12 protein-coding genes are annotated in these 12128 nt (G+C 69.6%); 2 read left to right on the forward strand and 10 right to left on the reverse strand.

Annotated features, from left to right (window positions below; all coding sequences use genetic code 11):
• Positions 1–48: 48 nt before the first annotated feature.
• From O7631_RS13860 to O7631_RS13890, 7 genes are all read right to left on the reverse strand, one after another.
• Positions 49–369, reverse strand: a complete 321-nt coding sequence (locus O7631_RS13860; RefSeq protein ID WP_145784789.1) for a multidrug efflux SMR transporter — start codon at positions 367–369, stop codon at positions 49–51.
• A gap of 122 nt (positions 370–491) precedes the next feature.
• Positions 492–1763, reverse strand: coding sequence for a sigma-70 family RNA polymerase sigma factor (locus tag O7631_RS13865; RefSeq protein WP_278147934.1), 1272 nt, complete (start codon positions 1761–1763; stop codon positions 492–494).
• Positions 1764–1766: 3 nt separating this feature from the next.
• Entirely contained in the window at positions 1767–2168 is a 402-nt protein-coding gene (locus O7631_RS13870; RefSeq protein WP_278144581.1) for a YciI family protein, read from the reverse strand.
• An 11-nt stretch (positions 2169–2179) separates the two neighbouring features.
• Entirely contained in the window at positions 2180–4399 is a 2220-nt protein-coding gene (locus O7631_RS13875) for an alpha-galactosidase (protein ID WP_278144582.1), read from the reverse strand.
• The gene (locus O7631_RS13880; protein ID WP_278144583.1) at positions 4396–5277 is read right to left on the reverse strand and encodes a carbohydrate ABC transporter permease; all 882 of its coding nucleotides are present in this window, start codon (positions 5275–5277) and stop codon (positions 4396–4398) included. Before O7631_RS13880 ends, O7631_RS13875 begins: the two co-directional genes overlap by 4 nt.
• A complete protein-coding gene (locus O7631_RS13885; RefSeq protein ID WP_278144584.1) occupies positions 5274–6230 on the reverse strand; it encodes a sugar ABC transporter permease in 957 nt (318 codons plus the stop codon). Before O7631_RS13885 ends, O7631_RS13880 begins: the two co-directional genes overlap by 4 nt.
• A gap of 21 nt (positions 6231–6251) precedes the next feature.
• On the reverse strand, positions 6252–7580 hold the full coding sequence (locus tag O7631_RS13890; protein WP_278144585.1) for an ABC transporter substrate-binding protein: 1329 nt from the start codon (positions 7578–7580) through the stop codon (positions 6252–6254).
• 284 nt (positions 7581–7864) lie between these two features.
• Here O7631_RS13890 and O7631_RS13895 point away from each other — a divergent pair, with 284 nt between their 5' ends.
• A complete protein-coding gene (locus O7631_RS13895; protein WP_278144586.1) occupies positions 7865–9880 on the forward strand; it encodes a beta-galactosidase in 2016 nt (671 codons plus the stop codon).
• Between the two features lies 1 nt (position 9881).
• A complete protein-coding gene (locus O7631_RS13900; RefSeq protein ID WP_278144587.1) occupies positions 9882–10655 on the forward strand; it encodes a DeoR/GlpR family DNA-binding transcription regulator in 774 nt (257 codons plus the stop codon).
• A gap of 165 nt (positions 10656–10820) precedes the next feature.
• Here O7631_RS13900 and O7631_RS13905 read toward each other — a convergent pair whose 3' ends face one another.
• The 3 genes from O7631_RS13905 to O7631_RS13915 all read right to left on the reverse strand — a co-directional run bounded on the left by O7631_RS13905 (position 10821) and on the right by O7631_RS13915 (position 11966).
• A complete protein-coding gene (locus O7631_RS13905; protein WP_278144588.1) occupies positions 10821–11351 on the reverse strand; it encodes a hypothetical protein in 531 nt (176 codons plus the stop codon).
• Positions 11352–11373: 22 nt separating this feature from the next.
• The gene (locus tag O7631_RS13910; protein WP_278147935.1) at positions 11374–11634 is read right to left on the reverse strand and encodes a hypothetical protein; all 261 of its coding nucleotides are present in this window, start codon (positions 11632–11634) and stop codon (positions 11374–11376) included.
• A 74-nt stretch (positions 11635–11708) separates the two neighbouring features.
• A complete protein-coding gene (locus O7631_RS13915; protein ID WP_278144589.1) occupies positions 11709–11966 on the reverse strand; it encodes a DivIVA domain-containing protein in 258 nt (85 codons plus the stop codon).
• Positions 11967–12128: the final 162 nt, after the last annotated feature.

The raw sequence follows: 12128 nt of genomic DNA on the forward strand, positions 1-12128 counted from the left end.
CCGTATGGGCCCGGCCATTCCGCCGCCGCGCGGGGACCTTCGATCCGGTCAGTGCTCCCCGGACAGGTTCACGATGACCACCCCGGCGATGATCAGCGCAATGCCGGTGAGTTTGGCCAGCCCGACCCGCTCGTCCAGGAACACCGCCCCGATCGCCACGATGGCTGCGGTGCCCAGACCCGACCAGAGCGCGTACGCGACGCCGACCGGGATCTCCTTGACCGCCTGCGCCAGCAGCAGGAACGCCAGCACGTAGCCGGTCAGGCAACCCACCGTCGGCCAGAGCCGGCTGAACCCAGCGGTGCTCTTGAGCAGGCTGGTCGCCAGCACCTCGGCGAGGATGGCGATCCCCAGCAGCACGTACGCCATGCGGTCCCCAGTCCTGAATGCTCGACGTTGGATGTCGGTGGTCAGGCTATCGCCGGTGTCCGGCGCCGCCCGACATCCAGGCACCCGGCCGCGAGCACGCACCGAGCCCACCGCGGCGTGGGTCAGTCCCTGGGTTGCACCGGTGCTGGTTCGGCGGCGAGCCGGGCCGCTCGCATGGTGAGGTAGCGCTGCTCGGGCAGGCTGTTCGTGCGCGCGGCGGCGGCCCGGTAGTCGACGATCGCCCGATCCCGGTCGCCGGCCATCTCGTGCAGGTGTGCGCGGGCGGCGGGCAGTCGGTGGTGTCCGACGAGTTGGGGGTCGTCGGCCAGCGCGTCGACGGCCGCGAGACCGGCTGCCGGCCCGTGCACCATGGCGGTCGCCACGGCCCGGTTGAGCGCCACCACGGGGCTGCCGGCGAGTCGTTCCAGCACCTCGTAGAGCGCCAGGATCTGCGGCCAGTCGGTCGCCTCGGTGCTCGGTGCCTCGTCGTGCAGCGCGGCGATGGCGGCCTGCACCTGGTACGGGCCGACCGGCCCACGCGGCAGAGCCCGGGTGACCAGTGCGACGCCCTCGGCGATCGCCGCCGCGTCCCAGCGGCTGCGGTCCTGGTCGGACAGGGAGATCAGCTCGCCCGAAGGCCCGGTCCGCGCCGGGCCGCGCGCCTCGGTGAGGAGCATCAACGCCAGCAGTCCGGCCGACTCGCTGTCGTCGGGCAGCAGCGTGTGCAGTGCGCGGGTGAGCCGGATCGCCTCGGCCGCGAGGTCGATGCGGCGCAGGTCCGGGCCTGTGGTGCTGGTGTGCCCCTCGGTGAAGATCAGATAGAGCACCTGCCGGACGGCCGTCAACCGACCGGCGCGCTCGGCCGGCTCGGGCATCCGGAACGGCAGCCCGGACGCGCGGATGCGCTGCTTGGCCCGGCTGATCCGCTGCGCCATGGTCGCCTCGGGCACCAGGAAGGCGCGGGCGATCTCGGCGGTGCTGAGACCGCCGACGGCGCGCAGGGTCAGTGCCACCGCTGACGTCGGGGCGAGCGCCGGATGGCAGCAGAGCATCAGCAGGACCACTGTGTCGTCCCGCTCGGCGGTCAACTCCTCGTCGGCGGCCGGCGCGTGCCGCTTGTCGTCCGGGTCGCGCCGGGCGACGAGATCCTCCCGGCGGCGTCGGGCCTGCTCACCGCGGACCAGTTCGATCATCCGGCGGTAGCCGACCTGGATCAGCCAGCCGCGTGGGTTGTCCGGCAGCCCCTCCGTCGGCCACTGGGTCGCGGCGGCCAGCAGTGCCTCCTGCACCGCGTCCTCGGCGGTGGCGAAGTCACCGAAGCGGCGGGCGAGCACGCCGAGGACCTGCGGCGCGAGGTCGCGCAGCAGGTCCTCGACGCGGGAATTGGTGGTCAGCGCTCACAGCTCCTGCGGTGGCGCGGACATCACCGGGTGCACCTCGATCGGCATGTTCAGCGGACGGCCACCCGGGCCGGGCGCGGTGGAGATGTGTGCGGCCAACTCCACCGCCCGCTGCGGGCTGTCGCAGTCGACGATCCAGAACCCGGCGAGGAACTCCTTCGTCTCGGCGAACGGCCCCTCGGTGACGACCGGCGCACCGCCCTCACCGGCGCGGACGATCCGGGCCTGCTGCGGACCGCCGAGACCCTGCCCGTCGACCCATTCCCCGGCGGCGGTGAGCTTCTCGTTGACCTCGCCCATGAACGCGATGTGCGCCTGGACCTCCGGCGGGGTCCAGGTGTCGATGCTCGGGAAGTCGGTCCCCGCGGCGCTGAACTGCATCAGCAGCATGTACTTCATCGTCTCGCTCCTCACACCTGCGCACCACCCTCGGTGCTCTCACAGTGAGGTAGAAGCAGGCCGCACCGTTCTCGACACCCCGATCGGAGTTTTTTCCAACCGGCCTCGACGACCTCCAGCACCAGGCTCTGCTCCGGGTGCAGCGCGGGCATCTGCAACCCCACCCGGGCCAACGCCGCCCCGGTCAGGACGACACCGTCCGCCAACCAGGCCAGCGTGGACCGGTCGATGCTCGCGGGTAGCGGCACGTCCGACACCGGCCGCACCCGGTAACGGCGCACGGGGTCCAGGCCGGGCAGCCGGACCGCGCCGGGGGACGGCGTGGCGGACGTGGCCAGCCGCGCCACCGCGTACACCCCCTGGGTCTTGTCGCTGCCGACCACGCCGTGTGCCCAGACGGCCGGGTCGGGGTGGTCGACCCGGACCACCCGGCCGCCGTGCAGCAGCGGGCGCAGCCGTTTGTGCAGTGCCACCCAGGCGGCCAGTTCGGTCTGCTCGGCGGTGCTGATCGAGGCGATGTCCCACTCGATGCCGTGGTGGCCGAAGAGCGCGGTGGCCGCCCGGAAGCCGAGGTCGTGGACGCGGTTGGTGGTGTGCGAGCGCTGCGGGCCGATGTGCGTGCCGACGAGTTCCGGCGGCAGCAGTAGCCCGGTCCAGCGTTGGATGCTGAGCCGTTCCAGGGCGTCGTTGCAGTCGCTGGCCCAGACCCGGTCGGTGCGGGCCAGGATGGCCAGGTCCACGCGGGCCCCGCCGGACGAGCAGCTCTCGATCTCCAGGCTCGGATGACGGGTGCGCAGCTGGTCGAAGAGCCGGTAGACCGCCAGGGTCTGCCCGTGCACACCGGGCCGGCCGTGGTGCCCGGCCTCGGTGAGGTCCCGGTTCTGGTCCCACTTGAGGTAGCTGATGCCGGGGTGTTCGGTGAGCAGGGCGTCGAGACGTTCCAGCACATAGGCGTACGCCTCGGGGCGGCCCAGGTCGAGCACCTGCTGGTTGCGCCATGCCGGAGGCAGCCGCCCCGGTACGGCCAGCAGCCAGTCCGGGTGCGCGCGGAACAGGTCGGAGTCGGGGTTGACCATCTCCGGCTCCACCCAGAGACCGAACTGAAGGCCCTGGCCGGTCACGTGGTCGATGAGCGGTTGCAGGCCGTCGGGCCAGACGCCTTCGTCGACGTACCAGTCGCCGAGGCCGGCGGTGTCGTCGCGCCGACCGCGGAACCAGCCGTCGTCGAGCACGAACCGCTCCACGCCGATCTGCGCGGCCCGGTCGGCGAGGGCCCGCAGCCGGTCCAGGTCGTGGTCGAAGTAGACCGCCTCCCAGACGTTGAGGGTCACCGGCCGGGGGGAGCGCGGGTGTCCGGGTCGGGCACGCAGATGCGAGTGGAGTACGTCGCTGAGCCCGTCCAGCCCGACGTCGGACCAGACGGCGTAGAGCAGGGGAGTCTCGTACGACTCGCCGGGGCCGAGCCGGACCTCACCGGGGGCCAGCAGCTCGCCGCCTCCGACTGTCGACTCGCCGGTGGGCCGGCGCTCGGCGAACGTGACGTGGTCGCCGCTCCACGCGGTGTGCACCGCCCACACCTCGCCGTGGCCGAAGCCGAACCCGGCTGTGCCGGCCACCAGCAGCAGCGTGGCGTCGTGCCCGGTCCGCCCGTGCCGACCCTCACGGACCCAGGCGCCCTGCTGCCACGGGTGCCGTTGCGGGGACCGTTCCCGGCACCAGCGGCCGGTGAGGTCGAGTAGTTCGGTAGCGACCGGCGGCACCGGCAGCACGGGGGTCAGCTCCCGCAGCTCGTACGCGCTGTCGCCGTCGTTGCGCAGCCGGTGCCGGACGGTCAGCAGGCCGTACCTGTCGAGCGTGACCTCGATGGTCAGGGCCAGCCCAGCGGCCGAGTCCGACGCCCGCACCGTCACTCGAGCCGCACCGTCGGCGGTGTGGTCGACGTCCAGGTCGTCGAGGCGGAACGCGGTGGACCAGTCCCGTCCGTCGCGGTGCCCGGCCAGACCTGGGCGACCACCCCAGCCGGCGCTCGCCTCCGGCAGCAGGGACAGGACGGGCGGCTCGTCGAAAGCGCTCGGCACCACCGGCGGCACTGTCGCGTCGGTGAGCTGCCGCAGGCCGTCGTCGTCGAGGTCGCCGACGTCGCCACCCCAGTGCACGACCCTGGGCAGCCCCGGGCCGCGCGCGTCGAGCACCAGGCTGGTCCGCGCGCGGCGCAGGTGCAGGATCGTCATCCCTTTGAGGCTCCCAAGGTCAGGCCCCGGACGAAGTGTCGCTGGAGCATGAAGAAGATCACGAGCGTGGGGATCGCGACGAGGACGCTGCCCGCCGAGACCAGGTTGTTGTCGGTGAAGAACTCGCCGCGCAGGTTGTTCAGCGAGCTGGTCACCGGGAACTTGTCGCCGGTGCGCATGAGGACGGTGGCCCAGAAGAACTCGTTGTAGATCCAGGTCACCTCCAGCGTTGCCAGCGCGGCCAGGGCCGGTCGGCACAGCGGCATGGTGACCTGCCAGTACTGCCGCCAGATGCTCGCCCCGTCGACCATCGCCGCCTCGTACAGGTCGCGGGGGAGCGCCTTCATGTAGTTGCTGAGCACGAAGACGCAGAACCCGCACTGGAAGGCGACGTTGATCAGGATCAGGCCCCAGTAGCTGTCGTAGAGCAACTCGGAGTCGCTCATGAACTCCGGCAGCGGCACCTCGGTGAACAACCGGAACAGCGGGATGAGCAACGCCTGTTGGGGCAGCAGGTTGGCCGCGGTGAACACCCCGAGCAGGACGATGTTGAGCTTCCAACTGAACCGGGCGATCACGAACGCCACGCAGGACGCGAGGAAGAGGGTCAGCAGCACCGCCGGCAGTGTGATGTACAGCGAGTTGAGGAAGTGCTGGCCGAACTCCGCCGTCCGCCAGGCGGTGACGTAGTTGTCGAAGGTCCAGCCGCCGAACGACACGTACCCGTTGGCGGCGGTGTAGTCGTACGAGCGCAGTGAGGTCAGCACCGCCCAGGCGATCGGGAAGAGCCAGGCCAGCGAGACGGCGATGAGGAAACCGTGCAGCAGCAGCCGTTGCGGGGTCAGCTTTCGCCGACGTACCGGAGTGTCGATGCTCATTCCCGGTTCTCCCTCATCACGGTGGCGAGGTAGATGGTGATGAAGACCAGCGAGACGACCAGCATGATCGTCGCCAGTGCCGAGCCGAACCCGATCCGGCTCGCCTCACCCACCACGTTCTGGGTGACCAGCGCGGAGAGCAGCTCCAACCCGTTGCGACCCTTGTTGACGACCCAGACCAGGTCGAACGCGCGCAGCGACTCGATCACGGTCACCACCAGCACGATGATGTTGATCGGCCGCAGCACCGGGAAGACCACCCGGAAGAAGGTGCGCGTCTCGGAGGCGCCGTCGACCGCCGCGGCTTCCCGCAGCGAGGGGTCGACGCCCTTCAGCCCGGCCAGGTAGAGCAGCATGATGTACCCGACGTGCCGCCAGCCGGAGGCGACCAGGACCGCCCAGATGTTGACGTTCGAGTCGCCGTACCAGTCGACGTTGCTGTTGAATGCGGCGTTGATCAGGCCCTGGTCGCGGGAGTAGAGCAGCTGCCAGACGAAGCCGATCAGCGCCAGCGACAGCACCACCGGCAGGTAGAGCGCGGTCTGGTAGAAGCGACTGCCGCGCAGTTCCTTGTCGAGCAGGACGGCGAGGAACATGCCGAAGGGCGTGGCGACCACGAACAGCGCCGCCAACCAGAGCAGGTTGTTCTGGACCGCCGGCACGAACGGCGGGTAGATGTTGACCACGTCGTCGTAGTTGCGCGCGCCGACGAACTCGATTTCGTTGAGTGGGCCGATGCCGTCCCAGTTGGTGCCGGACAGCAGCACGGTGGCTGCCGCCGGGAGCCAGACGAAGCCGGTGACGAGGAGCAGCGGCACGAGCACCATCAGCGTGATGACCACGCGGTCGGTGCGGGACAGGAGCCGTAGCCGCCGGCGGCGACCACCCCAACGGGTGGTCGCCGCCGGCGGCGGCACGGCGCGATCCGCTTGGATCAGGGGCAGGTCGGACACGATGTCCTCCCCCTTCCGCCGTCAGTCAGTGAAGATCGACTTCTTCTGGTTCTCGATGGACGAGGTGAGCCCGCTGATGTCCTTCGGGTTCTTGATGAACTGCTGGATCGCCGGGATGATCACCGTGGAGGCGAAGTCCGGCCGGGTGTCCCGGTCGAGGAACTGGGCGATCTCGGTGGCCGAGCCGACCAGTTCGGCTGCCTTCTTCTGCAGCGCGGTGTAGCCGCCGACGTTCGCGCCGCTGTTGGCGACCAGGACGGCCGGGTCGTTCTTGAGCGTGATGTCGGCGGACTCCTTGCCGCCGAGGTACTCCAGCAGCTTGCGCGCGTTGTCCTCGTTCTTCGGCTTGCGGGCCATCATGTAGCCGTCGATCGGGGCGTCCAGCGCCTTGGCGCCGATCGACGGGTCGATCTCCGGGAAGGTGAAGAAGTCGAGGTCGTCCTGCTCGTCGTTGCTGAACTGCTGGCCGACGAAGAGACCGAGCAGGTACATTCCGCTCTTCTTCTGCTGCAACGACTGGGCGGCTTCCTGCCAGGTGCGCCCGAGGCTGTCCGGCTGGTGCAGCGGGAGCAGGCCGGCCCAGGTGTCGAAGACCTTCTTGACCTTGTCGGAGGTCCAGGCCTCCTTGCCGGCCATCAGGTCGATGTGGAACTGGTAGCCGTTGATCCGCAGGTTGAGGATGTCGAAGGTGCCCATCGCCGGCCAGCCGTCCTTGTCGGCGAAGGCGATCGGGATCAGCCCGTCCTTCTTCATCTGCGCGCCGAGGTTGGTGAAGTCGGTGATGGTCTTCGGCACCTGGTAGCCGTACTGCTGCCAGACCGACTTGCGGTAGAAGACCGCCCACGGGTAGTACGTCGCCGGGACGAAGTACTGCTTGCCGTCGTCGCCGGTGGACGCCTTCTTGAACGCGTCGGAGAAGCCGGAGAGCTTGCTCCACACGTCGCTGATGTCGCCGGCCAGGCCCTTCTGGGCGAAGAAGCGCATCCGGTAGCCGGCGAACCAGGTGAACACGTCGTCCGGCTTGCCCTGAAGGTAGTTGTTGATGTTCTCCTGGAACGTGTTGTGGTCGACCGTGTTGATTCCCACCTGGACCCCGGACGAGGTCTTGAACCCGTCGGTGACCTTGACCAGCACGTCCTTGGGCTTCGGGTCGGACTGGTTCGAGCCCAGCGACACGTCCTTCGAGGACCCGCCGGAGCCGGAGTCGTCACCACAGCCGGCGAGCAGACCGGTGCCGAGCAGCGCTCCCGTGCCGGCCGCACCGGCCAGCAGCGAGCGTCGGTTGATGCCGGCGACGGAGGGCGGTACGAGCCGAGCCAGGTACTCGGCCTGGGATTGGGGACGGGACATCTGTGCCTCCTGCGGATGAAGAGGTGCTAGTCCAAGGGTCAGCAGAGGGTGGTGACGGTAAATCCGTCGTCGTGATCACTCATCGCGATCCACCGAGAATCCACATTGGCGAACACGAACGGCCATTGGGGCATCAAGCTACCCCTCCGTAGGCCTCTGTCAAGAGGGATGTTCGCCTCTGATAACCCAGTCGTGACAAGGCTGTTACGGGGTAAACGTTGGAAAGAAAGTCGATGTTGGAACCTGTTGACTTGCGTACTTCAGCCGGTGCACCCTCAGCTGTCATGCGGCGATGGCAGGGTGACGGCATCCATTTCGGCGGCGACTACAACCCCGAGCAGTGGCCCGAGCAGACCTGGTCGGAAGACGTCGAGTTGATGCGCCGGGCCGGCGTCAACCTGGTCTCCGTCGGGATCTTCTCCTGGGCACTGCTGGAGCCCACGCCGGGCCGGTTCGAGTTCGCTTGGCTGGACCGGGTGCTCGACCTGCTGCACGACGGCGGCATCCAGGTCGACCTGGCCACCGCCACCGCCAGCCCACCGCCCTGGCTGGCCCGCGCCCACCCGGAAACGCTGCCCCGCCGCGCCGACGGCGCGATCCTCTGGCCCGGTGGCCGACAGGCGTACTGCCCCAGCTCCCCGGTCTTCCGGGAGCGGTCGTTGGAGTTGGTACGCGCGGTCGCCGGCCGGTACGCCGAGCACCCCGCCGTGGTGATGTGGCACGTCTCCAACGAGCTGGGCTGCCACAACGTGCACTGCTACTGCGACGTCAGCGCCGAGGCGTTCCGCGGTTGGCTGCGGGAGCGCTACGGCGACCTGGACCGGCTCAACCACGCGTGGGGCACCGCGTTCTGGAGCCAGCGCTACGGCGACTGGGCCGAGATAAACCCTCCGCGCACCGCCCCGACCTTCGCCAACCCCACGCAGCAGTTGGATTTCCTGCGCTTCTCCTCCGACGAACAACGCGCCCAACTACGCGCCGAACGCGAGGTGCTGAAGACGTTGGTCCGTCAGCCGGTGACCACCAACTTCATGGTCGGCATGGCCAAGAACATGGACTACCACTCGTGGGCCGCCGACGTGGACCTCGTCTCCAACGACCACTACCTGACGGCAGCCGACCCGCGGGCGCACCTCGGGATCGCGCTCGCCGCCGACCACACCCGGGGCGTCGCCAACGGTGAGCCGTGGCTGCTCATGGAACACTCCACCAGCGCTGTCAACTGGCAACCGCGCAACGTGGCCAAGCTGCCCGGCCAGCTGCGCCGCAACAGCCTGACCCACGTCGCCCGCGGCGCGGACGGGGTGCTGTTCTTCCAGTGGCGCGCCTCCCGGGCCGGCGCCGAGAAGTTCCACTCCGCGCTGGTGCCGCACGCCGGACCGGACACCAAGGTGTTCCGCGAGGTCTGCCGGCTCGGCGCGGACCTCAAGGCCCTCGCCGAGGTACGCGGCAGTCGGGTGGACGCCGACGTGGCGATCCTGTTCGACTGGGAGGCCTGGTGGGGGGTCGAGTTGGATTCGCACCCCAGCGTCGACGTGACCTACACCGACCGGCTCAACGCCCTGTACGGCGCACTGTGGCGGGCCGGCGTGACCGCCGACATCGTGCACCCGTCGACCGACCTCAGCGGCTACCGGCTGGTCCTGGCACCGACCCTCTACCTGGTCCGGGACGCCGACGTCGAGGCCCTGCACCGCTACGTCGAGGGCGGCGGGATCGCGGCCGTCACCTACTTCAGCGGCATAGTGGACGCCGACGACCACATCCGGCTGGGCGGCTACCCCGGCGCGTTCCGGGCACTGCTCGGCGTACGGACCGAGGAGTTCTTCCCGCTGCGCGAGGGCGAGCAGGTCCGACTGGACGACGGGAGCACCGCCGACGTGTGGACCGAATGGCTGCACGCCGAAGGCGCGGAGGTGCTGGCGTCGTACACCGATGGGCCCTTGCCGGGTGTGCCGGCGCTGACCCGGCACCGGGTCGGCGACGGTGCCGCCTGGTACGTCGGCACGCGGCTGGACGAACCGGCCACCGATCGGCTGGTCGCCCGGCTCGTCGACGAGGCCGGCGTCCGACCGGCCGCGCCGGCGCCGACGGGTGTGGAAGTGGTACGCCGACGCGACGGCGACCGCACCTGGTTGTTCGTGCTCAACCACACCGACGCGGAGGCACGGCTCCCGGCGACCGGCGTCGAGTTGTTGACCGGCGCACCGTGTGCCGGTGAGCTGACGGTGTCGGCCGGTGAGGTGGCGGTCGTCCGAGAGGCCCGACCCGACGCCTCCACTGGGAAGGAGGTTCCCTGAGTTGCTCGCCCAGCAGCGGCAGACCGCCATCCTCGACCTGATCCGCCAACGCGGTGGTGTGCGGGTGAGTCAGCTCGTCAGCCGGTTCGGCGTGTCCGACATGACCATCCGACGCGACCTCGAGGTGTTGGCCGAGCGCGGCCTGGTGGACAAGGTGCACGGCGGCGCGACGCTCGCCGGGCCGGGTTCCGCCGAGGAGCCCGGCTTCGCGGCCAAGTCGATCCGGCAGCAGGCGGAGAAGCGGGCCATCGCCGAGCGGGCCGCGCGGATGGTGGAGCCGGGGATGGCCATCGCGCTCTCCGCCGGCACCACCACCGCGGCGCTGGCGACGTTGCTCTCCGACGTACGCGGACTGACAGTGGTGACCAACTCGATCCCGGTGGCCGACGCGCTCTACCAGAACCCGCGCGCCGATCAGACAGTCGTGTTGACCGGCGGCATCCGTACCCCGTCGGACGCGTTGACCGGCCCGGTCGCCGAGGCGGCGATCAGCGCGCTCAACGTCGACCTGCTCTTCCTCGGCGTCCACGGGCTCAGCCCGCGCACCGGCTTCACCACCCCGAACCTGTTGGAGGCCGGCGTCAACCGCTGCCTCATCGGTGCCGCCCGTCGGTTCGTGGTGCTCGCCGACCACACCAAGTGGGAGACCATCGGGATCGCCACCATCGCCCCACTGGAAGCCGCCGACGTCCTGATCACCGACGCCGGGCTGCCGGCCGAGGCCCGCACCACGATCGGCGAACAGGTCGGCGAGCTGGTCGTCGTGGAGGTCTAGACGCAGTGGCCCCGACCTTGATCGATTCGGTCCGGCCTGAGCCACGCGCGGTTGATCGACCCCCACATCGCCGATGTGGCGGTATCCGTCGCGCGGGACACCGCCACATCGGCGAGCTGACGGGCGGCCGGCGGCGACCTCGCGTGAGTACGCGGCGAGGGGCGATTAGTTGTCGTTCAGCATGAACAGCAGCGTGTGATGCTCCAGGTCGAGGAACGCCACCCGCCTGCGCGGAGACGGCTTTGTCTCGTTGTAGGTCTGACTGTGCAGCCACTGGGGCTTGGCCGGAAGGAACGCCACGAGGTCCGGTCGCACGTCCGTGGGTGTGTGCGAGTGGGTCAGCTCAGCCGGGTCGATGGATGCGAACGGCACGAAGTCGAACTGTTCGGCCATCGTGCGCGCGTCCTCGGGACGCAGGACGATGACGCCCTGGTATTCCCAGTCCGTCGGACCCGGCAGCCGTGAGCACGGGTCGCCCAACGCGCGCGCCTGCCAGTGAATCTCCGCGTACTCGCCGATGAGCGGAAGCTCCTCCGGCCACTCCCAGCGGCCGACAAGGACCTTCGCCTCATCGGCCTGTCGTTGCTCCTGGCATCCACGCGTCTCGTCCACCGCTGCCATGTCGCATCCGACCACCGCCAGCAGAACGACCGCCGCAGCGAGCGTGGCTGCACGTGCCCGTCTCCCCGTTTTCACCGCCACGAGGGTAGACGTCGGATCAGGGGTCGTCGACAGGCGAGCAGGCGTCGTCGTGGTCGGCCTGCCGCGCGCACCGGCGGCGGTCGGGCATGACCCGGTCGCAGAACACCCAATGTCGTACGTGCTGCGCGTCCTCGGCCGAGACGGTGCTGCCGCCGACGTCGACCTGCGACATCGAGGCCAGCGCGCGAGCAAGCATCCGGGCCAGGTGCAGGGCCCCGGCCAGGTCGTCGACCACCACCGGCAGATGAATCACGTACCGGGGCGTCGGCTCCGCCATGCCGGTGTACGCCTCGACGGCGAAACGTGGCAGCGGCGTGAAGAGCCCGCTGTACTGGTGCTCCCAGCCTGGGCTCATGCCTGACGCCGCGCGGACCAGGCGCTCTGCCAGTCGCGCAGTGCTCGCTTGATCCGTGCGTTCTCCTCGCTGAGCCGGGCGACATCGTGGTGCAGCGCCGCCAGCTCCAACGCGACACGGTGTAAGAATCGTCGTACCTCCCGGGGATCGAGACCCCGGCGGCCGAAGCCGTCGGTGGAGAACTGCCGGTCGCGCACCTGACTCGGGTGCAGTCGCGCCAGCCGCGTGCCGTCGTAGAGCGTGCCTCGGGTCATTCGTCACCTCGCGCGTCGTGAATCGGCGGGCGGGTCAGGGTCGCGCGAGCGCCCTTTCCCGTGGTAGTTATTCGTCAAGTCGGTTCGGAGCCGGGATTGATCCCGACGCTCCAGTTGAGACCCGACGAGAGCCGGTATGTGACTGCCACTCGCAAAGCCGTC

It is taken from the genome of Micromonospora sp. WMMD967 (genome assembly GCF_029626165.1).
Classification (GTDB): domain Bacteria; phylum Actinomycetota; class Actinomycetes; order Mycobacteriales; family Micromonosporaceae; genus Micromonospora; species Micromonospora taraxaci.

Coding starts and splice junctions, on each gene's coding strand:
- O7631_RS13860 (WP_145784789.1), bottom strand. CDS start 369: ATGGCGTACGTGCTGCTGGGGATCGCCATCCTCGCCGAGGTGCTGGCG.
- O7631_RS13870 (WP_278144581.1), bottom strand. CDS start 2,168: ATGAAGTACATGCTGCTGATGCAGTTCAGCGCCGCGGGGACCGACTTC.
- O7631_RS13875 (WP_278144582.1), bottom strand. CDS start 4,399: ATGACGATCCTGCACCTGCGCCGCGCGCGGACCAGCCTGGTGCTCGAC.
- O7631_RS13880 (WP_278144583.1), bottom strand. CDS start 5,277: ATGAGCATCGACACTCCGGTACGTCGGCGAAAGCTGACCCCGCAACGG.
- O7631_RS13890 (WP_278144585.1), bottom strand. CDS start 7,580: ATGTCCCGTCCCCAATCCCAGGCCGAGTACCTGGCTCGGCTCGTACCG.
- O7631_RS13895 (WP_278144586.1), top strand. CDS start 7,865: ATGCGGCGATGGCAGGGTGACGGCATCCATTTCGGCGGCGACTACAAC.
- O7631_RS13910 (WP_278147935.1), bottom strand. CDS start 11,634: ATGGCGGAGCCGACGCCCCGGTACGTGATTCATCTGCCGGTGGTGGTC.
- O7631_RS13915 (WP_278144589.1), bottom strand. CDS start 11,966: ATGACCCGAGGCACGCTCTACGACGGCACGCGGCTGGCGCGACTGCAC.